Below are 23,884 nucleotides of genomic sequence, written 5' to 3' on the forward strand. Positions count from 1 at the left end.
TGTGTTTAATAATCAGGAATCCAATATATTGAGTCGTGCCACCGTTTTCCCGATGGCGCCTGCATGGTGGGAGGGTGTGCCGTGAAGAGGCGGCCGTTTGCAGCGGTAGGGTAGGTGGTGACATGCCGTAGGAGGCGCCTGACTGCTTGCCGTGTCGGTCGCCCGATGGGGAGGGTAGCGTCCAACGGTCTTCGATTTCAATGAAGAAGGGCTGCGACCAACTCATAGCCGCCCGCGTCTACCCGGCTCGGTCCTTCATGTCCACCAAAGCTGGCGAAAATGATCGTCTGTTGCATTTTTGAGACGTCCGCAGCAGCGTCGAAACGACACATCGGCGAACTTCAATCGACCCGATTCATCGCACATGTTTTGCCATCCCCCGACCGCCTTACATTTGCCGTGTATAGGCCGCCCGAGCGGACGTTTCCGCATCGTGAAGGTCGTTTTCACACAGGTTATTGAACGGCCTAAAGTCTTGAATTGCCTGCAACTATCGCTTACAATCGCCCGGATTTAATTGCACGGCAACCCCGTAAGCGCAGCGTAAGCTCGCGGGCAGGAACAAGACTTTCGGAACACTGCGATGGCGGTTAAAACGTCGAATCAAGCGCCGAAGAATGGGCGTGACGACCACCGCGCTGAACGCACCGTTTCCGATGCGTCCACCGCTCAGCACGTTACAACTGACGATGCGTGGGATGTCGAGCAACAAGATAACAATATCGTTCCGCTCACCCGGGTCGAGGCTGAAAAGCTGTTTGGCCCGAATGTGAGTCGTCCATCGCGCGTTACGCCTTTCAAGGTCGTGGCGGCGCAAATGGTTTTGTCCCTGGGTGCGACGCTGGTGTGGTGGCTGTTCTACAAGCCGCCGGGCGCTGCTGCGCTGTCCGCGTTCCTTGGGGGAGCGATCTGCTGGGTGCCGAGCGCGCTGTTCGCGGCACGTCTTAGAACGCTGAGCGGCGCCAAAACAGCAATGAGCTGGATGATCGGCGAAGCGCTCAAGATGGGGACAACGATCGCGATGTTTGTAGTCATCGCCTTCTGGTATCACGACGTATGCTGGGTGCCGCTGCTCGTGACTTACCTCATCGCGCTCAAGACGTACTGGATCGCCCTCGCGTGGCGTTAAGGTCGTAGCAGAGAGTAGCAGCACAAAAGCAACACAAAATTCAGGCCGGCGCGTAGCGCTGGCGTAAGGAGTGCGGATATGACACGATCCGCACCCGGTGTGTTCCCGCAATAGAGCATTGCGGCGGGAACGGCCTAAGACGATTTTCGACAATTTGGGTGGCATTAACGATATGGCAGCTAGCGAAGGCACGCGCGCTCTGGATCCGTCCGAGTACATCGCGCACCACTTGCAGAACTTTTCCACCGCGCACCAGACGTCGATTTTCGACATTCATGTGTGGAATCTGGACACCCTTTTCTGGTCGATCGTTTGCGGTCTGGCCACCATCGCCATCCTGCATCTCGCTGCTCGCAAGGCAACGTCCGGCGTGCCGGGCCGTTTCCAGTGCGCAATCGAAATGCTGGTCGAAATGGTCGAGGATCAATCGAAGTCGATGATCCACGGCTCGCGCGCTTTTATCGCTCCGCTGGCATTGACCGTGTTCGTCTGGGTTGCCCTGATGAACTCGCTCGACTTCATCCCCGTCGATCTGCCGGGCCGCGTGATCGGCTGGCTGGGTCTGTCGGAAATCATCCCCCATCATCGCATCGTGCCGACCGCCGACCTGAACGGCACGCTCGGCATCGCGCTCGGCGTGTTCGTGCTGATGATTTACTACAACTTCAAGATCAAGGGCGCAGGCGGCTTCGTGCATGAACTGCTGTCGGCTCCGTTCGGTGCGCATCCGTTGCTGTGGATCCCGAACCTTGCATTGAACATCATCGAGTTCGTCGCAAAGACGGTTTCGCTCGGCATGCGGCTGTTCGGCAACATGTACGCGGGTGAACTGTTGTTCCTGCTGATTGCTCTGCTCGGCAGCATGTGGGGTTTTGGCGCGGACGCGTCAGTGCTCGGCTTTATCGGCCACGTCATCGCAGGCACGGTTTGGGCGATCTTTCACATCCTGATCGTTTTCCTGCAGGCATTCATTTTCATGATGCTGACGCTGGTGTACATCGGACAAGCACACGACAGCCACTAATCACGGCGTGTCGCGCGACGAATTGTTTTTAGTTTTGTTTTATTAAATCCCAGTTCCAACCAGTTCTAAAAGACTTTTCACAAAGGAGTGATCATGCAAGCTTTCATCGCCAACATCCAGGGTCTGACCGCCATCGGTATCGGCATCATCATCGGCCTGGGTGCAATCGGCGCCTGTATCGGTATCGGCCTGATGGGTGGCAAGTACATCGAAGCATGTGCTCGTCAGCCGGAACTGATGAACCCGCTGCAAACCAAGATGTTCCTGCTGGCTGGTCTGATCGATGCGGCGTTCCTGATTGGCGTTGGTGTGGCAATGCTGTTCGCGTTCGCGAACCCGCTGCTGTCGAAGCTGGCAGGCTGAGGTTCCTCGGAAGTTTGCGCCTGAGCTATAACTGGTAAAGGCGCAGGGCGGAACGGGCACTTGGGCGCTGATCGAATACAGAATCGATGAGCGCCTTGCCGTTTCACTTTCCGAACTAGCAACGTTTAAGGAAACACCGTGAATCTCAACGCAACCCTGTTTGCGCAAATGGTCGTGTTCCTGATCCTCGCGTGGTTCACGATGAAGTTCGTGTGGCCGCCGTTGATCAACGCCCTCGACGAGCGCTCGAAGAAGATTGCTGACGGTTTGTCGGCTGCTGAAAAGGGCAAGGCGGAACTCGAAGCCGCCCACAAGCGCGTCGACCAGGAACTCGCTCAGGCACGCAACGACGGTCAGCAACGTATTGCTGACGCAGAAAAGCGCGCAGTGGCAGTCGCTGACGAAATCAAGGCTCAAGCACAAGCTGAAGCCGCTCGCATCATCGCGCAAGCGAAGGCCGAAGCGGAACAGCAAGTCGTGAAGGCGCGCGAAACGCTGCGTGGCGAAGTCGCCGCACTGGCAGTGAAGGGCGCTGAACAGATCCTGAAGCGCGAAGTCGACCAGGCAGCTCACGCTGACCTGCTGAATCAACTGAAAGCCGAGCTCTGATCATGGCCGAACTTGCAACCATCGCCCGTCCGTACGCAGAAGCGCTGTTTGGCGTGGCCGAAGCTGGTGACATCGCCGCCTGGTCCACGCTCGTGCAGGAGCTGGCACAGGTTGCGCGTCTGCCCGAAGTGCTGTCGATCGCCTCGAGCCCGAAAGTAAGCCGCGCCCAGGTCAGCGAACTGCTGCTGGCCGCGGTCAAGTCGCCGCTCAAGGACAATGCGCAAGCGAAGAATCTGGTGCAAATGCTGGTGGATAACCATCGCCTGCAATTGCTGCCGGAAATCGCCACGCAGTTCGAAGAGTTGAAGAACGCCCGCGAAGGAGCGGCAGATGTGCTGATCGTCAGCGCATTCCCGCTCGAAGGCGCGCAGTTGAACGAACTCGTCGCAAGTCTCGAACGCAAATTCAAGCGCAAGCTGAAGCCGACGGTCGAAGTCGACTCGTCGCTTATCGGCGGCGTGCGCGTGACAGTTGGCGACGAAGTGCTCGATACCTCGGTCCGCGCGCGGCTTGCCAGCATGCAGACGGCTCTGACGGCCTGAAGCGCCCGAGGCGCTTCAGCAGCTGGCACGCAACAGAATTGACTATCAGGAGCGAATAATGCAACTCAATCCCTCTGAGATCAGCGAGCTGATCAAGAGCCGGATCCAGGGCCTTGAAGCGAGCGCAGACGTTCGCAATCAAGGCACCGTGATCTCCGTGACCGACGGTATCGTGCGCATCCACGGCCTGTCGGAAGTGATGCAGGGCGAAATGCTCGAATTCCCGGGCAACACCTTCGGTCTCGCACTGAACCTCGAGCGCGACTCGGTCGGCGCCGTGATTCTGGGTGAGTACGAGCACATTTCGGAAGGTGACATCGTCAAGACGACGGGCCGCATTCTCGAAGTGCCGGTGGGTCCGGAACTGCTCGGCCGCGTGGTCGACGCACTTGGCAACCCGATCGACGGCAAGGGCCCGATCAACGCGAAGAAAACCGACGCAATCGAAAAGATTGCTCCGGGCGTGATCTGGCGTAAGTCGGTTTCGGAACCGGTTCAAACCGGTCTGAAGTCGATCGACGCGATGGTGCCGGTTGGCCGTGGCCAGCGCGAGCTGATCATTGGCGACCGCCAGTGCGGCAAGACCGCAGTCGCAGTCGACGCGATCATCAACCAGAAGGGCAAGAACCTCTTCTGTATCTACGTCGCGATCGGTCAGAAGGCTTCGTCGATCATGAACGTGGTGCGCAAGCTGGAAGAAACCGGCGCGCTGGAATACACGATCGTCGTGGCCGCTTCGGCTTCGGAATCGGCTGCGATGCAATACCTCGCACCGTACGCCGGCTGCACGATGGGCGAATACTTCCGCGACCGCGGTCAAGACGCGCTGATCGTTTATGACGATTTGACCAAGCAAGCCTGGGCATACCGCCAGATCTCGCTGTTGCTGCGCCGCCCGCCGGGCCGCGAAGCTTATCCGGGTGACGTGTTCTATCTGCACTCGCGTCTGCTGGAACGTGCTGCTCGCGTCTCGGAAGAGTACGTCGAGAAGTTCACGAACGGCGAAGTGAAGGGCAAGAGCGGTTCGCTGACGGCACTGCCGGTCATCGAAACGCAAGCAGGCGACGTGACCGCATTCGTTCCGACGAACGTGATCTCGATTACCGACGGCCAGATCTTCCTGGAAACCGACCTCTTCAACGCAGGTATCCGCCCGGCAATTAACGCCGGCGTGTCGGTGTCGCGCGTTGGTGGTGCGGCACAAACCAAGGTCGTGAAGAAGCTGTCGGGCGGTATCCGTACCGACCTCGCACAGTATCGTGAACTGGCTGCATTCGCGCAGTTCGCGTCGGACCTCGACGAAGCAACCCGCAAGCAACTGGAGCGCGGCCGTCGCGTCACGGAACTGCTGAAGCAGCCGCAATATCAGCCGTTGCAAGTGTGGGAACTGGCTGTCTCGCTGTTCGCAGCGAACAACGGCTACCTCGACGATCTGGAAGTTGCGCAAGTGCTGCCGTTCGAAAAGGGCCTGCGCGACTATCTGAAGTCGAGCCACGCTGACCTGGTCAAGCGCATCGAAGATACCAAGGAACTCTCGAAGGACGACGAAGCCCTGCTGCATACGGCTCTCAAAGACTTCAAGAAGTCCGGCGCTTATTGATTTGCGAGTGATCCGCAAGGCATAAAAGACCTTGGAGCGGCGCGGGCCGCAGGCAACTGAACCCGCGCTGCTTAGATCGCTTTGCATGGGACCCGGGTAAGCGCTAAAGCGCTAACTTGGGCCGACAAGGAGCAAGCAATGGCTGGAATGAAGGAAATTCGCGGCAAGATCAAGAGCGTGCAAAACACGCGCAAGATCACGAAAGCGATGGAGATGGTGGCCGCATCGAAGATGCGCCGCGCTCAGGAGCGCATGCGCGCTGCTCGCCCGTATGCCGACAAGGTCCGCGATATCGCTGCGCACATGAGCCGTGCGAACCCGGAGTATCGTCACCCGTTCATGGTGTCGAACGAAGGTGCGAAAACGGCCGGCATCATCCTCGTCACGACCGATAAAGGGTTGTGCGGCGGGATGAACACCAACGTGCTGCGTGCGTCGCTGCAGAAGTTCAAGGAACTGGAAGGCCAGGGCAAGACGATCGAAGCAACTGCGATCGGCACCAAGGGTCTGGGCTTCCTGAATCGTCTGCGCGCGAAGGTGGTGTCGAATGTCGTGCATCTGGGCGACACGCCGCACCTGGAAAAGCTGATCGGCGCGGTGAAGGTGCAGCTCGACCTGTACTCGGAAGGCAAGGTTTCGGCGGTGTACCTCGCGTATACGCGCTTCGTCAATACGATGAAGCAGGAGCCGGTGATCGAGCAACTGCTGCCGCTGTCGGCAGAGCAGTTCGAGCGCAAGGAAGAGGACGGCACGACGCCGAGCACGCAGTGGGACTACATCTACGAGCCGGATGCACAGGCAGTGGTGGACGAACTGCTGGTGCGTTATGTCGAAGCGCTGGTCTATCAGGCCGTCGCGGAAAACATGGCATCGGAGCAGTCGGCACGAATGGTCGCAATGAAGGCCGCTTCGGATAACGCGAAGACGGTCATCAACGAACTGCAGCTCGTGTACAACAAGAGCCGTCAGGCCGCGATCACGAAAGAACTGTCGGAAATCGTCGGTGGCGCGGCGGCGGTCTGACCCTAACGGTCAGGCATGCCGCTTCGTGTGCGCCTTCGTGGCGCACCCCATCTTGGCGGTCCCATCGAAATTGCGCCTTTGCGCGAGTGAAGAATTGAGTATCTAAAGGAAAAGCGATGAGTACTACTGCTTTGGTAGAAGGCAAGATCGTACAGTGCATCGGCGCGGTGATCGACGTGGAATTCCCGCGTGACCACATGCCGAAGATTTACGACGCGCTCATTCTCGAAGGTTCGGAACTGACCCTCGAAGTCCAGCAGCAGCTGGGCGACGGCGTTGTCCGTACCATCTGTCTGGGTGCATCGGACGGCCTGCGCCGCGGTACGACGGTAAAGAACACCGGCAACCCGATCAGCGTGCCGGTCGGCAAGCCGACCCTCGGCCGGATCATGGACGTGCTGGGTCGCCCGATCGACGAAGCCGGCCCGATCAACTCGGACGTGGTTCGCGGTATTCACCAGAAGGCTCCGGCGTTCGACGAACTGTCGCCGTCGACGGAGTTGCTCGAAACCGGCATCAAGGTTATCGACCTGATCTGCCCGTTCGCGAAGGGCGGTAAGGTTGGCCTGTTCGGTGGCGCAGGCGTGGGCAAGACCGTGAACATGATGGAACTGATCAACAACATCGCTAAAGAACACGGTGGTTACTCCGTGTTCGCCGGTGTTGGCGAGCGTACCCGTGAAGGGAACGACTTCTATCACGAAATGAAGGACTCGAACGTTCTCGACAAGGTCGCACTGGTGTACGGCCAGATGAACGAGCCGCCGGGCAACCGTCTGCGTGTCGCGCTGACCGGTCTGACGATGGCTGAGCACTTCCGTGACGAAGGTCTGGACGTGCTGTTCTTCGTCGACAACATCTACCGTTTCACGCTGGCAGGCACGGAAGTGTCGGCACTGCTCGGCCGTATGCCGTCGGCAGTGGGCTATCAGCCGACGCTGGCTGAAGAAATGGGCAAGCTGCAGGAGCGTATTACGTCGACCAAGACTGGCTCGATTACGTCGGTGCAGGCCGTGTACGTCCCTGCGGATGACTTGACCGACCCGTCGCCGGCTACGACCTTCGGCCACCTTGACGCAACCGTCGTGTTGTCGCGTGACATCGCTTCGCTGGGTATCTACCCGGCAGTGGATCCGCTCGATTCGACCTCGCGTCAGATCGACCCGAACGTGATTGGTGAAGAGCACTACTCGATCACGCGCGGCGTGCAGCAAACGCTGCAGCGCTACAAGGAACTGCGCGACATTATCGCGATTCTGGGTATGGACGAACTGGCGCCGGAAGACAAGCTCGCCGTCGCGCGCGCTCGTAAGATCCAGCGTTTCCTGTCGCAGCCGTTCCACGTCGCTGAAGTGTTCACGGGCTCGCCGGGCAAGTACGTGCCGCTGAAAGAAACGATCCGTGGCTTCAAGATGATCGTTGAAGGCGAATGCGACCACCTGCCGGAGCAAGCGTTCTACATGGTCGGCACGATCGACGAAGCCTTCGAAAAGGCCAAGAAGATCCAGTAAAGGTCGGGTGTATAGAAGCGGGCGCCGGCCAATGTCGGTGCCCTCGAATTACGCTCACCAGGAGTCGATATGGCAACCATTAAAGTAGACGTCGTCAGCGCGGAAGAGCAGATCTTCTCGGGCCAGGCGAAGTTCGTCGCGCTGCCGGGCGAAGCAGGTGAACTCGGCATTCTGCCGGGCCACACGCCGCTCATCACGCGGATTCGTCCGGGTGCGGTGCGCATTGAAGCTGAAAACGGCGAAGAAGAGTTTGTGTTCGTCGCCGGCGGCATCCTCGAAATCCAGCCGGGCGCTGTGACGGTTCTTGCCGACACCGCGATTCGGGGCAAGGATCTCGACGAAGCCAAAGCCGAAGATGCACGCAAGCGCGCAGAAGAAGCGCTGCAAAACACGGGTTCGAACCTCGAATACGCGACCGCGCAAGCGGAACTGGCGTACGCGACGGCTCAGCTCGCTGCGATTCAGCGTCTGCGCAAGCTGCGCGGTCAGAGCTAAGCAATACGTATCAGAGAGAAAGCAGCCTTCGCGGCTGCTTTTTTTTGACCATTACTTGACGTTTACGGAAAGGTCAGCAAAATCGCAGATTCAACCCGCAGGCATTGGGTAATTGTCACGGCGACCGTTGGCGCAGAGGGCGGGTAACACTTGATGCCGTACGGACATACGCCGGTGGCACAATCGGTTTCAAATTCATTTCAATAGACTGGGCGAGCTTCCGCTCTCGGAGACAACACCATGGCAACGTACGCGTCAGGCGAAGGTGCACTCATCGAACCTCGAGACAATTTGTCGTATGTTCGCGGGTCGACTGAAATCCCGTTGAACGAAGCGACAGTCGGCCAGTTTCTGCGCGACACCGCAGCGCGCTTCCCAGACCGTCCGGCCGTGGTATTTCGCGAGCAAGGTATTCGCTGGACGTGGCGGGAGTTCTCGGAAGAGATCGACGTGCTGGCGTCCGGGCTGCTTGCGCTGGGTATCGAGAAAGGCGACCGGGTGGGCATCTGGTCGCCGAACCGTGTGGAATGGCTGCTCACGCAGTTCGCCACCGCGCGCATCGGCGCGGTGCTGGTCAACATCAATCCGGCTTACCGACTCGCGGAACTCGAGTACGCGTTGAACAAGGTCGGCTGCAAGGCGATCATCGCGGCCGAGCGTTTCAAGACGTCGATGTACCTCGAAATGCTGCAGGAGCTCGCACCGGAACTGGCGACGCAAAAGCCGGGCGAACTGCACGCCGCTCGCTTGCCGGAACTGCGCTACGTGATTCGCATGTGCGACACGGAAACGCCCGGCATGCTGACCTTCTCCGACGTAATCGAGCAGGGCCGCGCAACGCTTGACGTCGCGAAGCTCGATGCTATCGGTGCGACGCTGTCCTGCCACGAACCGATCAACATTCAGTTCACCAGCGGCACGACGGGCAATCCGAAAGGCGCGACGCTGACACACAGCAACGTCGTCAACAACGCCCGCTATATCGCGATGGCGATGCGGCTAACGGAGCAGGACGGCCTGTGCATTCCCGTTCCGCTTTATCACTGCTTCGGCATGGTGCTGGCGGTGCTCGCGTGCGTTTCGGTCGGCGCGAACATGGTGTTTCCAGGCGAGGGTTTCGATCCGGCGGCAACGCTCGCGGCCGTGGCTGAAGAGCAGTGCACCGCGCTGCACGGCGTGCCGACCATGTTCATCGCTGAACTCGATCATCCGGACTTTGCCAACTACGATCTGTCGCGTCTGCGCACGGGCATCATGGCCGGTTCGCCATGTCCTATCGAGACGATGAAGAAGGTCGTCGCGCGGATGCATCTGAGCGAGATCACTATCGCCTACGGCATGACGGAAACGAGCCCGGTGTCGTTCCAGAGTTCGACCACCGACCCGCTCGACAAACGCACCACCACGGTCGGTCGCATCCAGCCGCATCTCGAAGTGAAAATCGTCGATCCGCTTGGCAATATCGTGGCGGTGGGAGAAACGGGTGAACTGTGCACCAAGGGCTATTCGGTGATGCAAGGTTACTGGGGGGACGAAGCGAAGACGCGGGAAAGTATCGTCGACGGCTGGATGCACACCGGCGATCTGGCGACGCTCGACGCCGAGGGCTACTGCAACATCGTCGGCCGCCTGAAGGACATGCTGATACGCGGCGGCGAAAACATCTACCCGCGCGAGATCGAAGAGTTTCTGTTCCGCCATCCGAAGATCCAGAGCGTGCAGGTATTTGGCGTGCCCGACAAGAAATACGGTGAGGAAGTATGCGCGTGGATCGTCTTGCGCTCAGGCGAGCAGGCCACGGCGGAGGAAATCCAGCAGTTCTGCCAGGGCCAGATTGCTCACTACAAGGTGCCGAAGTACATCCGCTTCGTTGACGAATTGCCCATGACAGTGACGGGCAAAGTGCAGAAGTTCGTCATGCGCGATCGGATGATCAGCGAATTGAAGGTTCAAGAAGACAAGACGGCTTGATTGGCATGCTGGTTCGGCGCCACGCGTAAACCCGCGTGGCGCCGGCCGACATTTTTGAGGAAAACCGTTTGCTGGAAGAGGAATCGTGCGCGGGAAACGGTGCGGATGGAAACCGCCACAAATCGACCCGCCGTGAAGCTCGCAAACGTTTGACCAGACGAAAAAAAAGCGGGCCTGGAGCCCGCTAAAAACCACACGCTACGGGGTTAGCGCGAGGAGACCAAAGATGGAACCAACTGAGACGACGACCCTGCGTCGACTACGGCCCCAGCAGGGATGCCCCTTCACAGGGCTTCGGCTTACGCCGACCGGCAAGTGCATCGTATCCGCTCACACCACGCACCCAGCCACATCCGTGTTGAAACCGTTGAGGGCATTGTGGGCGAATTACCCTGGCAGCGCGGTAACAAAGTGTTTCAGGTTGTAACGCCCGCCAGATAAGGCGTTGCAGGATTTATTTCCAATCCGAAACGTTTTAAACGTATTTTTTACCGATGACAGTTGTGCAATTTCATACGCCTGATTGATGCTACTCGTGACGCATATCGCGGCGTAATCCGTTCAGTCGATTCCGCATGAAATGGTTGCATGCTCAACTTTTTCAGGACGGATCGGCTGTATTACAGGCGGTTTTCCAGCGTGACGAACCCCGCTTGATTGCGGACACCTCCGCACGCTGCACTGCAGCATTTCATGCATGCGGGAAAGACGGGTCAGAGGGCCGGTTCGTCGGCCCTCTGTTCAACTGGATTGCTCAGGTTTTGCTTAACACCTCAAACGCTGGTTACACGATTGTGTCAGCCGTGCAGGCTTATTAGTCAATCGACCCGCCAGGCTTTTCCAACTGGGCAGGACGCAGACGGCGTCCCACCCCAGCTACTTCAGCCACTTGTCCGAGATTGCCTGATACTCGCCGGTCGCGCGCGCGAGGTGCAGCCACTGATCGACGTATTGCTGGAACGTCACATCGCCGCGCGGCAGCAGCCATGCCTTCTCGCCGTACTGGAACGGCTTGTCCGGATGCACCGAGCAAAGACCCGGATTCAGCTTCTGCTGCAGCAGGGTCTCTGACGCATCCGTCACCATGACGTCGGCCTTGCCGGCGAGGATCTGCTTGAAGATCGTCACATTGTCCGGATAGACGGTCAGATTCGCGTGCGGGAAATACTGCTTGGCGAAACGCTCGTTGGTGCCACCCGGATTGACGATAACGCGGGTCGCCGGCTGATCGATCTGCGCTACCGTCTGATACTTGTTGACGTCGTCGCACCGGACGATCGGCGTTTTGCCGTCGATCATGTACGCCTGGGTGAAAAACGCGCGCTTCTGGCGCTCGAGCGTTGGCGAAACCCCGCCCACGCCGATGTCGCATTTCGCGACGAAGTCGTTCATCAGGTTCGACCACGACGTCTTGACGAACTCAGCCTTCACACCGAGCGATTTGGCGAGCGACTCGGTCATGTCGATATCGATACCTTCGAACTGGCCGTCTGCCTTGTAAAACGAGTACGGCTTGTAGTCACCGGCCGTACACGCGCGCAGTGTGCCGCGCGCGAGGATTTCGTCGAGCCGGGAGGGCGCCGCGGCTGTGGGGCCAGTCTGTGCCTGGGCCACGCCTGCGTGCATCAAAACACCGGTCAAAACGCCGAGCAGTGCGAGTGCTGCCTTGTTCATCGAGTCTCCTTGGTTGCGCGTAATTGTTTGGTAAGGCCGTCGGATGATAGCCCGGCAATTCGCGCTTGAACATTGGCCGTTCAGCTGAGTCACGGCAGCGCACGGCGCAGCGAGAAAGGCGGCCGCGAGCGAGGTGTGTGAGCGTTATTGCCCGGATCAAGCACGATGCGGCGAGCCGGCTCCGGTAAAATGCCCCTTTGCCTTCAGTCGTACGCAACGTGGCCCATAAACTCCTGAACGATACTTTCCTGCGCGCGCTGCTGCGCCAGCCGACCGACTACACGCCGATCTGGCTGATGCGGCAGGCTGGCCGCTATCTGCCGGAATACAACGCCACGCGGGCTCGTGCGGGCAGTTTCCTTGGTCTCGCGAAGAACCCGGCGTACGCAACGGAGGTGACGCTGCAGCCGCTGGAGCGCTATCCGCTCGACGCCGCGATCCTGTTTTCCGACATCCTGACCGTGCCGGACGCCATGGGCCTGGGTCTCGAATTCGTCGCCGGCGAGGGGCCGAAATTCGCCCGGCCGGTGCGCACTGAAGACGACGTCGCACGCCTGGCTGTGCCGGATATCGACGCCACGCTGCGCTACGTAACCGACGCAGTGCGCGAAATCCGCACCGCGCTCATCGACGCGCAAGGCCGTCAGCGCGTGCCGCTGATCGGGTTTTCAGGCAGCCCGTGGACCTTGGCGTGCTACATGGTCGAAGGCAGCGGGTCGGCGGATTTCCGCACCGTCAAATCCATGTTGTATGCCCGCCCGGACCTGATGCATCGGATTCTCGACGTCAACGCAAAGTCGGTTGCGGCATATCTGAATGCGCAAATCGAAGCCGGTGCGCAAGCCGTGATGATTTTCGACACGTGGGGCGGGGCGCTCGCAGACGGCGTGTACCAACGCTTCTCGCTGCAGTACATCCAGCAGGTCGTGAGCCAGTTGAAGCGCGATCACGACGGCGAAAAAGTGCCGGTGATCACCTTCACGAAGGGCGGCGGCTTGTGGCTCGACGAGATCGCCAATACGGGTGTGGACGCGGTCGGTCTCGACTGGACCGTGAACCTGGGCCGAGCCCGCGAGCGAGTGGGTAGCAAGGTGGCGCTGCAGGGCAATATCGATCCATCGGTGCTGTTTGCGCCGCCGGCGTCGATCCGCATGGAGGCGCGTGCCGTGCTCGACAGCTTCGGGAATCATCCGGGCCACGTTTTCAATCTCGGCCACGGTATTTCGCAGTTCACGCCGCCGGAGAACGTCGCCGAACTCGTAGACGAAGTCCATCGGCATAGCCGGGCGATTCGCAGCGGCGCGCATGCACCAACCTGACGCCGAAATCGTTGCCACTTTTGCTGCAATGCGGCGAACTGGGCTCTCGGTCTAAGGGAATATTTGTACGCAGGGGGCCGTCAGATGGCGCTCCCACGAAAGTCAAGACTTGACTTATGCACATTGTTCACGCTGCGGCGCGGTAGAAGCTTTCGTCGTGCCCCAGCCCTTGCACATTGCCGGCGCTTTTGATCTCAGCCTTGTCTGGCAAGGGTTTCGGGGGCTCACGACAAAATGTGCGAAACCCCACAGAACGCCGCTGCGGCGCGGTTCCCGGCCCATTCGAGCGAAGTTCTCAACAAAGTTATCCACAGGCACGCGGACCGATTGCAATTGTTCAGCCGAATCCAAAACTTAGCGCGGAAATTGAAGTTTTACTTTAACTTCGACGGGTTTGCCGTGTGTGTAATGAACGCTGTGGCGCGGCGTCGTGCCGCAGCCATGTACCTGGTCCGCAGCGCCGCGTGAGTGACGTTTTCGTTCGCGTCGCGCTGGATCATCCGCTGCCGACCTTGTTCGACTACCGTTGCGACACGCCCGAACCTGTCGCGCCGGGCATGTTGGTCAGCGTGCCGTTCGGCAAGCGTCACGTGGTCGGCCTCGTATGCGAAGTGACCACTCACAGTGATGTGCCGGCGGAGCGCCTGCGGGCCGTTAGCGCGGTCTGTGCTGCCTGTCCGCCGGTGTCGGCCGAATGGTTGGGTCTCAGCGCCTTCGCTGCTGACTACTATCAACGCGGCCTCGGAGAAGTCGCGCTGCCCGCGTTGCCGCAAGCCCTGCGGGATGCGTCACGCTGGTCGCGCCTCTTCGTGCCGGAAGAGCGTTACAGCCTGACGCCGGCGGGCCGCACCGCGCTGCCCGACGCTTTGCCTGCGCGCGCCAGCGCGTTGCGCAAGCTCGCCTCGGCTCTCGCCGAAGCCGAATTTCTGGTCGCCGCCGCCGCTCGCGCGCTCCACCCCAAAGCCATTGCAACCCTCGACGCATGGCAGGCCGAAGGCTGGGTTGCGCTGGAGGTGATCGAAGCCGCCGAGGCACTCGCCGCTCCGGTGTCGCCGGATACGCCGGCGCCCGTCCTGCCCACCCTCACCGACGAGCAGGCGAGCGCAGTCGACGCGATCCGCGACGCGAACGGTTTTGCGCCATTCCTGCTGCACGGCGTGACGGGAAGCGGCAAAACGGAGGTGTATCTGCGAGCGCTCGCGGAGATTCTGGCCGCGAAGCCCGACGCGCAGGCACTCGTCCTCGTCCCGGAAATCAATCTGACGCCGCAGTTCGAGTCGGCCTTCCGTGCGCGCTTTGCCGCGCTGGAAGGCGCCTCGATCGTCACGCTGCACAGCGGTCTTGCGGAAGGCGAGCGGGCCCGCAACTGGTTTGCCGCGCACACCGGGCGCGCCCGCATCGTGCTCGGCACGCGGCTCGCGGTACTTGCCTCGCTGCCGAAACTCGCGATCATCGTCGTCGATGAGGAACACGATCCGGCCTACAAGCAACAGGAAGGCCTGCGCTACTCGGCGCGCGATCTGGCGATCTATCGCGCCAAACAACTCGCTTTGCCGGTGGTGCTCGGCTCGGCCACGCCGTCGCTGGAAAGCTGGTGGCAGGCGGATCAGGGACGCTATAAGCGGCTGACCCTGTCGCGCCGGGCAGTCGCAGAGGCCGTTTTGCCGACCGTCAGGCTGATCGATCTGGAAGAAGAGCGCCGGCGCGGACGGGCCTCGGTGGAAGGTTTATCCGGGCCGTTGATCGCGGCGCTGAAGTTGCGGCTCGAGCGCGGTGAGCAGAGCCTCGTATTTCTCAACCGGCGCGGTTACGCGCCGCAGCTCGCCTGCGATGCCTGCGGCTGGGTGGCAGGCTGCCCGCGTTGCAGCGCCTACGTCGTGTTGCACAAACCCGAGCGCGCGCTGCGCTGCCACCACTGTGGTTGGGAAGCGCGCATTCCGCGTTCGTGCCCGGAGTGCGGCAATGTCGACATCGCGCCGATGGGACGCGGCACCCAGCGCGTTGAAGAAACCCTGGCGAGCGCCGTGCCCGGCGCCCGCGTGCTGCGCATCGACGCCGACAGCACGCGCCGCAAAGGCAGCGCGCAGGCGCTGTTTTCCGACGTCCACGCCGGCGAGGTCGATATCCTGGTCGGCACGCAGATGATTGCGAAGGGCCACGACTTCCAGCGCGTGTCGCTGGTCGGCGTGCTGAACGCGGACACCGCGTTGTTCTCACACGACTTCCGCGCGAGCGAACGGCTCTTCGCGCAATTGATGCAGGTGAGCGGTCGCGCCGGCCGCGCCGGTTTGCCGGGCGAAGTGCTGGTGCAGACTCGCTATCCGCGCCATGCGCTGTACCACGCATTGGGCCGGCACGACTACGTCGGCTTTGCCAGTTCGACGCTGGCCGAACGGCGTGACGCTCACTTGCCGCCATTCGTCTATCAGGCGCTGCTCCGCGCCGAAGGCCGCACACTCGAAGCCGCGCTTGCCTTTCTGCAACAGGCGGCCGCCGTGCTGACGCAGATCCCGGCCGCCGAGCGCGTGACAGTCTATGACGCGGTGCCGCTCACCATCGTCAAGGTGATGCACGTGCATCGCGCGCAATTGCTGATTGAGAGCGCATCGCGGGGGGCGCTGCAGGCTACGTTGCGCGCGTGGCAACCGATGTTGCGCACACTGAAAGGCGTGCTGCGCTGGAACCTTGAAGTCGACCCGCTCGACATCTGACGCCTGCCGCCCGACACCCTTCGCCGCGCCGCCCGTGGCGTTGCTCGTTACTCCTTTCAGTCATATTCATAGAGCGAATGGTCGTTTCGTTTTGCGCCGCCGCTCGCCTATATTTCGCCGAATCGGCGCATCGTTAGGCACAACTCCAACATTCCCGCGCCGATGTACCTCTACTCACTCGGGGCATGACGATGAGCGATACCAATCAAACGCTGCCGACCGGCGCGGCGCCCGGCAAAGATCGCAGTGGCCAAAGCGCGCACGGCGGCGGTCTGTTTTCCACCGAAGACTGGTGGGCCGTCTGGATCGGCCTGCTGGTGATCGTGATTGCCTGGGGGCTATTCGCCTCGGGCAGCAGCATCAAGTGGTTGGCGGTTGCGCCGGCCAAATGGTCGAACTTGGCGCAAGCCGCGCAGGACATCGGTAAGCGTCTGCCGGCTTATGTCGCGCTGTTCGTTGTGTTCGCCGTGCTGTTCGGCGCGAGTCTTGCCGCGTTGAAGCAGCGGATCGGCGCGTTCCTCGCGTCGTTCCTGATCCTGTTCATTGCATCGGCTTTGATCTTCACGCTGGGCGCGTGGGTCAATGCGTCGAAGTACAACCTAGAGCCGCCGCTGGTGGCGCTGGCGCTCGGCCTGCTGATCTCGAATGTCTTCACCTTGCCCGAGTGGTTCTCCGCCGGTCTGCGTGTGGAGTTTTACATCAAGGTCGGCATCGTGCTGCTCGGTGCGACGCTGCCGTTTACCTTGCTGGTGTGGGCGGGGCCGGTCGCGGTCGGGCAGGCGACCATCGTCTCGCTCGTGACATTCTTCGTGATCTTTTTTGCCGGCAAGGCGCTCGGCCTCGACCGGCGGTTCGCGGCCGTGCTCGGTGTGGGCGGCGCGGTGTGCGGTGTCTCGGCGGCGATTGCGATTGCCGGCGCCGTGCGGGCCAGGCGCGAACAGGCGTCGGTGGCGATCACGCTGGTCGTGTTGTGGGCGATCGTGATGATCTTCGTGCTGCCGTTCGCGTCGCGCTCGCTGGGACTATCGACAGCGGTCGCCGGCGCATGGATCGGCACCTCCGAATTCGCCGACGCCGCGGGCATTGCCGCCGCGCAAGCCTATGGCGACTTTGCGAAGCACGCGGGCGGTGCTATTGCGGGCGCGCCGGAGGCGTCGCTGCAGGCGTTTACGCTGATGAAGGTGGTGGGCCGCGACATCTGGATCGGCATCTGGGCCTTCGTGCTGGCGATTGTGGCGACCACGCGCTGGGAATCGCAGGACAGCGGCGTCAAATCCAGCGCCAAGGCAGGCGATATCTGGGCGCGTTTCCCGAAATTCGTGATCGGCTTCGTGATCGCATCCGCTCTGGTGACGTGGATTGCCAGCCACTACTCGCTGGCCGATTACCGCAAGGTGGTCACGCCCGAATTCGTCGCGCCGATTACCGCGCTGCGCACGTGGGCGTTCACGTTCTGTTTTCTGAGCATTGGCTTGACCACGCGTTTGCGAGCGTTGTCGGCCACCGGCCTGAAACCGTTTCTGGCCTTCACGGCGGGCGTGGTCGTCAATATCGCCATCGGCTACGCGCTGTCCGCGCACGTGTTCGCACCGTACTGGAATAGCTTGGGACAGGGCTCGTAATGAGCGAGGCTGTCCGCATTGCCGGCACGGCCCACGCACGCGGAGACGCGTGCGCGCCGCGCTGTGCAAGCTGCCGGTATCGCGCCGAGGATCGGCATTCACTGGAGCAGAGCATTCCGGGCCTCACCGTGTTCAGTTCCGGGTTCGGCGCGAGCGTGGCGGACAGCCGGCTCTGCCGTCTGCACGACCAGCTCGTTTCGCCTGATGACGCCTGCGCGCAGTTCGAGCCGATCGCGCACTTCTGACGCGCGCGTCGACGTCGCCACCGGTTGAGCCCGGGGGCGCCCATTCACTGTTTGCTGCGTTAATCGAGATCCTGGTCGAGACCTCAATCGGGATCGGGACCGGCATCGCCATGGCCTTGGCGAGCCGCCGGATTCAACCGTTCAATCGTTCGCCGCTGCCCGCACATCGCCTGCCGAGGCGCGTGAGGCCGGACGCGCGCGTCCATCCGCGGCCGTGCGTTTGCCCGAACCACCCGTCGCGCCACGGATGAACAGCACCGCGCACATCGCGCACATCGCCCAGATGCCCAGTATGACCAACCACTTTTCCATTTCACCCGTCCTCTAAAACCCCGTACCGCTTTTTATGTGCGTGCCGTGAGGCCGCCGCCACCCATGATCTGTATAACGGCGCGCAGAGCAATCTGATAAGGGTAAAAGCGAAAAGAATCACGCCAGGGAAAGTACCGATCGCAACCGCGCGTGCCGCGTACGGCGCTATCCGGCGCAAACCCCCGTCATATAAGGCTTCCACGAAGGTGCAACCATGCGTGGTGCATGGTTGCACCTTTTTATTGGGAGGCGTACGATTCGCACAACTTTTAGTCTCTTGCCAGCTATTCGTCTGGTATCCGAAGAAGGAAACATGGCTAGCACCACCCTCGGCGTCAAGGTCGACGACCTCCTGCGTTCCCGGCTGAAAGATGCCGCTACTCGCCTCGAACGTACTCCGCACTGGCTGATCAAGCAGGCGATCTTCGCATACCTCGAAAAGATCGAACACGGTCAGTTACCCCCAGAACTGTCAGGCCACACGGGCTCGGCCGATCTGGCCGACGGCGCGGCGGTGGAGCACGACGAAGACAGCGCATCGCATCCGTTCCTCGAATTCGCGCAGAACGTGCAACCGCAATCGGTGCTGCGCGCGGCGATCACCGCGGCGTATCGCCGTCCCGAGCCGGAATGCGTGCCGTTCCTGCTCGGTCAGGCGCGTCTGCCGGCCAATCTCGCGGGCGATGTGCAGGCCATGGCCGGCAAGCTGGTCGAAACGCTGCGCACGAAGAGCAAAGGCGGTGGCGTCGAAGGGCTGATCCACGAATTCTCGTTGTCGAGCCAGGAAGGCGTGGCGCTGATGTGCCTCGCCGAAGCACTGCTGCGCATCCCCGATCGCGCCACGCGCGACGCGCTGATCCGCGACAAGATCAGCAAGGGCGACTGGAAGTCGCACGTCGGTCAGGCGCCGTCGCTGTTCGTCAATGCCGCGACGTGGGGCTTGATGATCACCGGCAAGCTGGTGGGGACCAACAGCGAGGCAAGCCTCTCGTCGGCGCTCACGCGCCTGATCGGCAAGGGCGGCGAGCCGCTGATCAGGAAGGGCGTCGACATGGCGATGCGCCTGATGGGCGAACAGTTCGTCACCGGCGAGAACATCTCCGAAGCGCTGGCCAACAGCCGCAAATACGAAGCGCGCGGCTTCCGCTACTCGTATGACATGCTCGGCGAAGCGGCGACCACCGAAGCCGACGCGCAGCGCTACTACGCGTCGTACGAACAGGCGATCCACGCGATCGGCAAGGCCGCCGGCGGCCGCGGCATTTACGAAGGCCCCGGCATCTCGATCAAGTTGTCGGCGCTGCATGCACGCTATTCACGTTCGCAGCAGGAACGCACGATGAGCGAACTGCTGCCGCGCGTGCGCTCGCTGGCGATCCTCGCGCGCCGCTACGACATCGGCCTGAATATCGATGCGGAAGAAGCCGACCGCCTCGAAATCTCGCTCGATCTGCTCGAAGCATTGTGCTTCGATCCGGAACTGGCCGGCTGGAACGGTATCGGTTTCGTGGTGCAGGCGTACCAGAAGCGTTGCCCGTTCGTGATCGAATACCTGATCGATCTGGCGCGCCGCAGCCGTCACCGCATCATGGTCCGCCTTGTGAAGGGTGCGTACTGGGATACCGAAATCAAGCGCGCGCAAGTGGATGGTCTGGAAGGCTATCCGGTGTACACGCGCAAGATCTACACGGACGTGTCGTACCTCGCCTGCGCGAAAAAGCTGCTCGGCGCACCGGACGCAGTCTATCCGCAATTCGCCACGCACAACGCGCACACGCTGTCGGCGATCTATCACCTCGCGGGCAACAACTACTACCCCGGCCAGTACGAGTTCCAGTGCCTGCACGGCATGGGTGAACCGCTGTACGAGGAAGTCACCGGCCGCGACAAGCTGAACCGTCCGTGCCGCGTGTACGCCCCGGTCGGCACGCACGAAACGCTGCTCGCATACCTCGTGCGCCGTCTGCTGGAAAACGGCGCGAACACGTCGTTCGTGAACCGCATCGCCGATGAAAGCGTCGCGATCAAGGACCTGATCGCCGATCCGGTCGACGAAGCCTCGAAGATCGTGCCGCTCGGCGCGCCGCACGCGAAGATTCCGCTGCCGCGCAATCTGTTCGGTGCCGAGCGTCTCAATTCGATGGGTCTCGATCTGTCGAACGAACACCGCCTGGCCTCGCTGTCCTCCGCGTTGCTGGCGAGCGCGCATCACCCGTGGCGCGCCGCGCCGATGCTCGAAGACAACGAGATCGCCGTCGGTGTCGCACGTGACGTGCGCAACCCGGCCGATCATCGCGACCTCGTCGGCACGGTTGTCGAAGCGACGCCGGAACACGTGAGCGCGGCATTGGCGCACGCCGTTGCCGCCGCGCCGATCTGGCAAGCCACGCCGGTCGAGGCTCGCGCCGATTGCCTCGCGCGTGCCGCCGATCTGCTCGAAGCGCAGATGCACACGCTGATGGGTCTCGTCGTGCGGGAAGCCGGCAAGTCGCTGGCGAACGCCGTCGCGGAAATCCGCGAAGCGATCGATTTCCTGCGCTACTACTCGACGCAGATCCGCAACGAATTCTCCAACGACACGCACCGTCCGCTCGGCCCGGTGGTGTGTATCAGCCCGTGGAACTTCCCGCTGGCGATTTTCATGGGCCAGGTAGCGGCGGCCTTGGCGGCCGGCAACACCGTGCTTGCGAAGCCGGCGGAACAAACCCCGCTGATCGCCGCGCAAGCGGTGCGCATTCTGCGCGAAGCCGGCGTGCCGGCGGGCGCCGTGCAACTGCTGCCGGGCGACGGCGAAACAGTCGGCGCCGCGTTGGTGGCCGATCCGCGCACCCGCGCGGTGATGTTCACCGGTTCGACCGAAGTCGCGCGTCTGATCAACAGGACGCTGTCGAGCCGCCTCGATCCGGAAGGCAAACCGATTCCGCTGATCGCCGAAACCGGCGGTCAGAACGCGATGATCGTCGATTCGTCGGCGCTCGCTGAGCAGGTGGTCGCGGACGTGCTGCAGTCGTCGTTCGATTCCGCCGGTCAACGGTGTTCCGCGTTGCGCGTTCTTTGTCTGCAGGAAGATGTGGCGGACCGCACGCTGGAAATGCTGACCGGCGCAATGCGCGAACTGTCGGTGGGCAATCCGGATCGTCTGTCGATCGACGTCGGCCCGGTGATCGATCTCGACGCCAAACGCGGGATTGACGCGCACGTCGCGGCGATGCGCGAGAAAGGCCGCAAGGTCGAGCAACTGCCGATGCCCGAAGGCGGCGCACAAGGCACGTTTGTTCCGCCGACGCTGATCGAACTCGACAGCATCGACGAATTGAAGCGTGAAGTGTTCGGCCCGGTGCTGCACGTGGTGCGTTACCGCCGCAGCCAGCTGGACAAGCTGCTCGAGCAGATCCGTGCGACGGGCTACGGCCTCACGCTCGGTATCCATACGCGGATCGACGAAACCATTGCTCACGTGATCAGCCGCGCGCATGTCGGCAACATCTACGTGAATCGCAACGTGATCGGCGCGGTGGTGGGGGTGCAACCGTTCGGCGGCGAGGGTTTGTCGGGCACGGGGCCGAAAGCGGGTGGCGCGCTGTATCTGCAACGTCTGCTGGCGACGCGTCCTGCGGGCTTGCCGAAGTCGCTCGCGCAGTCGTTGATCGCCGACGTACCGCAAGCCGGCCCGAACGGGGATAATCGCGGCGACAATCCGTCCGCGGCCTTGACGGCACTGCGCGACTGGCTGATCAGCGAACAGCAGCCGGTGCTGGCCGCACGCTGCGACGGTTATCTGTCGCATATGCCGGCGGGCGCGACGGCGGTGTTGTCGGGCCCCACGGGCGAGCGCAACACGTACACGCTCGGCGCGCGCGGCACGGTGCTGTGCATCGCCGCGACGGCCAGCGGCGCGCGCGTGCAGTTCGCCGCAGCGCTGGCTACGGGAAATCGCGCGTTGTTCGAAGGCGCTGCGGGTGAACAATTGGTATCGCAATTGCCCGCTGCGTTGAAGTCCTACGCAAGCGTGAAGAAGAGTGCCGATACGCCGTTCGACGCGGTGCTGTTCGAAGGCGATAGCGACGAACTGCTCGCGCTGGTGAAGGAAGTCGCGAAACGTCCAGGGCCGATCGTTTCGGTTCAGGGCGTCGCGGCGCGCGCGCTGGAAAGCGGCGATGAAGACTACGCGCTCGAGCGTCTGTTGACGGAACGCTCGGTCAGTGTGAATACCGCGGCAGCAGGCGGCAATGCAAATTTGATGACGATCGGTTGAGCGAACCTCATTGATCCTTCAATAGAACGGAGGCGGTACGGCGACCCCGAAAAACCGCTCCATCCATACCTGGTACCAAGGAGAAGCTATGCAATACAAGATGAAACAGCTGGCAGGCGCAGCACTGGTTGCGGCAATGTCGCTGGCGGGGACGGCCAACGCTCAATCGACTGAAGACGTGAAGATCGGCTTTGCCGGTCCGATGACGGGCGCACAGGCCCACTACGGCAAAGACTTCCAGAACGGCATCACGCTGGCTGTGGAAGACATGAACGCCACCAAGCCGGTGATCGGCGGCAAGCAGGTTCGTTTCGTGCTGGATTCGGCCGACGACCAGGCTGACCCGCGCACCGGTACGACCGTTGCACAGAAGCTGGTGGACGACGGCATCAAGGGCATGCTCGGCCACTTCAACTCGGGCACCACGATTCCGGCTTCGCGCATTTACGCGAACGCGGGCATCCCCGAAATCGCCATGGCGACGGCGCCTGAGTACACGCAGCAAGGCTTCAAGACCACGTTCCGCATGATGACGTCCGACACGCAGCAAGGTTCGGTCGCCGGCGCGTTCGCGGTGAAGAGCCTGGGCGTGAAGAAGATCGCGATCGTCGACGACCGCACGGCTTACGGCCAAGGTCTGGCGGATCAGTTCGAGAAGGCTGCGAAGGCAGCGGGCGGCACGATCGTCGATCGTGAGTACACGAACGACAAGGCTGTCGACTTCAAGTCGATCCTGACCAAGCTGAAGTCGGTCAACCCGGACCTGATCTATTACGGCGGCGCGGATTCGCAAGCGGCACCGATGGTCAAGCAGATGAAGGCATTGGGCATCAAGGCGCCGCTGATGGGCGGCGAAATGGTCCACACGCCGACCTTCATCCAGATCGCGGGTGACGCGGCGAACGGCACGGTGGCGTCGCTCGCCGGCCTGCCGCTGGAAGAAATGCCGGGTGGCAAGGACTACGTCGCGAAGTACAAGAAGCGCTTCAACGAAGACGTGCAAACGTACTCGCCGTATGCCTACGACGGCGCAATGGCGATGTTCGACGCAATGAAGAAGGCTAACTCGACCGATCCGGCGAAGTATCTGCCGGTGCTCGCGAAGACGTCGATGCCGGCCGTGACGGCCGCGAACCTCGCGTACGACAGCAAGGGCGACCTGAAGAACGGCGGCATCACGCTGTACAAGGTTGTCGACGGCAAGTGGACGACGCTGCAAAGCGTGGGCGGCAAGTAAGCGGTCCCGCGCGTCCCGATCCAGCGGGTGTTGCCTAGAATGTGAAGTGAAATTCCGGGCGCGCCGCGCCAGTTAAAAAAAGCCCCGCGGGTTCTGCCCGCGGGGCTTTTTTATTGGGCCTCGCGCGGCATCTTTTTACGTTCCTATTTCTCACTTGCTGATTCCGGAATATTCCTGATTAAACCGTGCGTCCTAATAGGCTGATTGCCAATTATCAATTGACCCGCATCCATTCAGAGCCA

The 23,884-nt window shown here is 61.6% G+C and carries 18 protein-coding genes; 16 read left to right on the plus strand and 2 right to left on the minus strand.

Translation table 11 applies throughout. From position 1 onward, the window contains the following. Nucleotides 1-583: 583 nt before the first annotated feature. The 10 genes from HWX91_RS05800 (at nucleotide 584) to HWX91_RS05845 (ending at nucleotide 10,267) form a co-directional block, all read left to right on the plus strand. On the plus strand, nucleotides 584-1,129 hold the full coding sequence (locus HWX91_RS05800) for an ATP synthase subunit I (protein WP_028198432.1): 546 nt from the start codon (nucleotides 584-586) through the stop codon (nucleotides 1,127-1,129). 172 nt (nucleotides 1,130-1,301) lie between these two features. Beyond that, nucleotides 1,302-2,153 carry a F0F1 ATP synthase subunit A gene (gene atpB / locus HWX91_RS05805; RefSeq protein WP_028198433.1) on the plus strand — a complete coding sequence of 284 codons (852 nt, stop codon included), beginning with the start codon at nucleotides 1,302-1,304 and terminating at the stop codon, nucleotides 2,151-2,153. Between the two features lie 93 nt (nucleotides 2,154-2,246). Then, on the plus strand, nucleotides 2,247-2,516 hold the full coding sequence (atpE, locus tag HWX91_RS05810) for a F0F1 ATP synthase subunit C (RefSeq protein ID WP_007180033.1): 270 nt from the start codon (nucleotides 2,247-2,249) through the stop codon (nucleotides 2,514-2,516). Between the two features lie 138 nt (nucleotides 2,517-2,654). Next, nucleotides 2,655-3,125 (plus strand): F0F1 ATP synthase subunit B, encoded by a 471-nt coding sequence (locus HWX91_RS05815; protein ID WP_028198434.1) that lies wholly within the window; start codon nucleotides 2,655-2,657, stop codon nucleotides 3,123-3,125. A gap of 2 nt (nucleotides 3,126-3,127) precedes the next feature. Further along, nucleotides 3,128-3,667 carry a F0F1 ATP synthase subunit delta gene (locus tag HWX91_RS05820; RefSeq protein WP_028198435.1) on the plus strand — a complete coding sequence of 180 codons (540 nt, stop codon included), beginning with the start codon at nucleotides 3,128-3,130 and terminating at the stop codon, nucleotides 3,665-3,667. Between the two features lie 58 nt (nucleotides 3,668-3,725). Next, the gene (gene atpA, locus HWX91_RS05825) at nucleotides 3,726-5,267 is read left to right on the plus strand and encodes a F0F1 ATP synthase subunit alpha (RefSeq protein ID WP_028198436.1); all 1,542 of its coding nucleotides are present in this window, start codon (nucleotides 3,726-3,728) and stop codon (nucleotides 5,265-5,267) included. Nucleotides 5,268-5,405: 138 nt separating this feature from the next. Then, nucleotides 5,406-6,290 carry a F0F1 ATP synthase subunit gamma gene (gene atpG / locus HWX91_RS05830; RefSeq protein WP_028198437.1) on the plus strand — a complete coding sequence of 295 codons (885 nt, stop codon included), beginning with the start codon at nucleotides 5,406-5,408 and terminating at the stop codon, nucleotides 6,288-6,290. Between the two features lie 116 nt (nucleotides 6,291-6,406). Beyond that, nucleotides 6,407-7,801: a F0F1 ATP synthase subunit beta gene (gene atpD / locus HWX91_RS05835; RefSeq protein WP_028198438.1), complete on the plus strand. Its 1,395-nt coding sequence runs from the start codon at nucleotides 6,407-6,409 to the stop codon at nucleotides 7,799-7,801. Between the two features lie 69 nt (nucleotides 7,802-7,870). Then, complete coding sequence (locus tag HWX91_RS05840) at nucleotides 7,871-8,296, plus strand: F0F1 ATP synthase subunit epsilon (RefSeq protein ID WP_020067428.1); 426 nt, start codon at nucleotides 7,871-7,873, stop codon at nucleotides 8,294-8,296. Nucleotides 8,297-8,536: 240 nt separating this feature from the next. Beyond that, a complete protein-coding gene (locus HWX91_RS05845; RefSeq protein ID WP_028198439.1) occupies nucleotides 8,537-10,267 on the plus strand; it encodes an AMP-binding protein in 1,731 nt (576 codons plus the stop codon). An 876-nt stretch (nucleotides 10,268-11,143) separates the two neighbouring features. Here HWX91_RS05845 and HWX91_RS05850 read toward each other — a convergent pair. Next, nucleotides 11,144-11,941: a transporter substrate-binding domain-containing protein gene (locus tag HWX91_RS05850; RefSeq protein ID WP_028198440.1), complete on the minus strand. Its 798-nt coding sequence runs from the start codon at nucleotides 11,939-11,941 to the stop codon at nucleotides 11,144-11,146. Nucleotides 11,942-12,159: 218 nt separating this feature from the next. On the opposite strand from HWX91_RS05850, the gene hemE reads away from it, so the two are divergent. The 4 genes from hemE (at nucleotide 12,160) to HWX91_RS05870 (ending at nucleotide 17,838) form a co-directional block, all read left to right on the plus strand. After that, entirely contained in the window at nucleotides 12,160-13,260 is a 1,101-nt protein-coding gene (hemE, locus tag HWX91_RS05855) for a uroporphyrinogen decarboxylase (protein ID WP_028198441.1), read from the plus strand. 464 nt (nucleotides 13,261-13,724) lie between these two features. Then, nucleotides 13,725-15,971, plus strand: coding sequence for a primosomal protein N' (locus HWX91_RS05860; protein ID WP_028198443.1), 2,247 nt, complete (start codon nucleotides 13,725-13,727; stop codon nucleotides 15,969-15,971). 191 nt (nucleotides 15,972-16,162) lie between these two features. After that, nucleotides 16,163-17,593, plus strand: a complete 1,431-nt coding sequence (locus HWX91_RS05865; RefSeq protein ID WP_028198444.1) for a YeiH family protein — start codon at nucleotides 16,163-16,165, stop codon at nucleotides 17,591-17,593. Continuing rightward, the gene (locus HWX91_RS05870; protein ID WP_028198445.1) at nucleotides 17,593-17,838 is read left to right on the plus strand and encodes a hypothetical protein; all 246 of its coding nucleotides are present in this window, start codon (nucleotides 17,593-17,595) and stop codon (nucleotides 17,836-17,838) included. The genes HWX91_RS05865 and HWX91_RS05870 overlap by 1 nt, the downstream gene beginning before the upstream one ends. A gap of 141 nt (nucleotides 17,839-17,979) precedes the next feature. Here the strand turns inward: HWX91_RS05870 and HWX91_RS05875 are convergent, their stop codons facing one another. Next, nucleotides 17,980-18,150 (minus strand): hypothetical protein, encoded by a 171-nt coding sequence (locus HWX91_RS05875; RefSeq protein ID WP_167346784.1) that lies wholly within the window; start codon nucleotides 18,148-18,150, stop codon nucleotides 17,980-17,982. A gap of 313 nt (nucleotides 18,151-18,463) precedes the next feature. Between HWX91_RS05875 and putA the strand changes: the two genes are divergently transcribed. Together putA and HWX91_RS05885 are read left to right on the plus strand one after the other, a co-directional pair. Beyond that, nucleotides 18,464-22,405 (plus strand): trifunctional transcriptional regulator/proline dehydrogenase/L-glutamate gamma-semialdehyde dehydrogenase, encoded by a 3,942-nt coding sequence (gene putA, locus HWX91_RS05880; protein WP_028198446.1) that lies wholly within the window; start codon nucleotides 18,464-18,466, stop codon nucleotides 22,403-22,405. Nucleotides 22,406-22,493: 88 nt separating this feature from the next. Then, the gene (locus tag HWX91_RS05885) at nucleotides 22,494-23,642 is read left to right on the plus strand and encodes a branched-chain amino acid ABC transporter substrate-binding protein (protein ID WP_028198447.1); all 1,149 of its coding nucleotides are present in this window, start codon (nucleotides 22,494-22,496) and stop codon (nucleotides 23,640-23,642) included. The last annotated feature ends 242 nt before the right edge of the window (nucleotides 23,643-23,884 follow it).

This window comes from Paraburkholderia fungorum (assembly GCF_902833645.1).
GTDB lineage: Bacteria > Pseudomonadota > Gammaproteobacteria > Burkholderiales > Burkholderiaceae > Paraburkholderia > Paraburkholderia fungorum.

What these genes read in the sequence shown, in the direction of transcription:
- HWX91_RS05800 (WP_028198432.1), top strand. Translation starts at nt 584, where the DNA reads ATGGCGGTTAAAACGTCGAATCAAGCGCCGAAGAATGGGCGTGACGAC.
- atpB (WP_028198433.1), top strand. Translation starts at nt 1,302, where the DNA reads ATGGCAGCTAGCGAAGGCACGCGCGCTCTGGATCCGTCCGAGTACATC.
- atpE (WP_007180033.1), top strand. Translation starts at nt 2,247, where the DNA reads ATGCAAGCTTTCATCGCCAACATCCAGGGTCTGACCGCCATCGGTATC.
- HWX91_RS05820 (WP_028198435.1), top strand. Translation starts at nt 3,128, where the DNA reads ATGGCCGAACTTGCAACCATCGCCCGTCCGTACGCAGAAGCGCTGTTT.
- atpA (WP_028198436.1), top strand. Translation starts at nt 3,726, where the DNA reads ATGCAACTCAATCCCTCTGAGATCAGCGAGCTGATCAAGAGCCGGATC.
- atpG (WP_028198437.1), top strand. Translation starts at nt 5,406, where the DNA reads ATGGCTGGAATGAAGGAAATTCGCGGCAAGATCAAGAGCGTGCAAAAC.
- atpD (WP_028198438.1), top strand. Translation starts at nt 6,407, where the DNA reads ATGAGTACTACTGCTTTGGTAGAAGGCAAGATCGTACAGTGCATCGGC.
- HWX91_RS05840 (WP_020067428.1), top strand. Translation starts at nt 7,871, where the DNA reads ATGGCAACCATTAAAGTAGACGTCGTCAGCGCGGAAGAGCAGATCTTC.
- HWX91_RS05845 (WP_028198439.1), top strand. Translation starts at nt 8,537, where the DNA reads ATGGCAACGTACGCGTCAGGCGAAGGTGCACTCATCGAACCTCGAGAC.
- HWX91_RS05850 (WP_028198440.1), bottom strand. Translation starts at nt 11,941, where the DNA reads ATGAACAAGGCAGCACTCGCACTGCTCGGCGTTTTGACCGGTGTTTTG.
- HWX91_RS05865 (WP_028198444.1), top strand. Translation starts at nt 16,163, where the DNA reads ATGAGCGATACCAATCAAACGCTGCCGACCGGCGCGGCGCCCGGCAAA.
- HWX91_RS05870 (WP_028198445.1), top strand. Translation starts at nt 17,593, where the DNA reads ATGAGCGAGGCTGTCCGCATTGCCGGCACGGCCCACGCACGCGGAGAC.
- HWX91_RS05875 (WP_167346784.1), bottom strand. Translation starts at nt 18,150, where the DNA reads ATGGAAAAGTGGTTGGTCATACTGGGCATCTGGGCGATGTGCGCGATG.
- putA (WP_028198446.1), top strand. Translation starts at nt 18,464, where the DNA reads ATGGCTAGCACCACCCTCGGCGTCAAGGTCGACGACCTCCTGCGTTCC.
- HWX91_RS05885 (WP_028198447.1), top strand. Translation starts at nt 22,494, where the DNA reads ATGCAATACAAGATGAAACAGCTGGCAGGCGCAGCACTGGTTGCGGCA.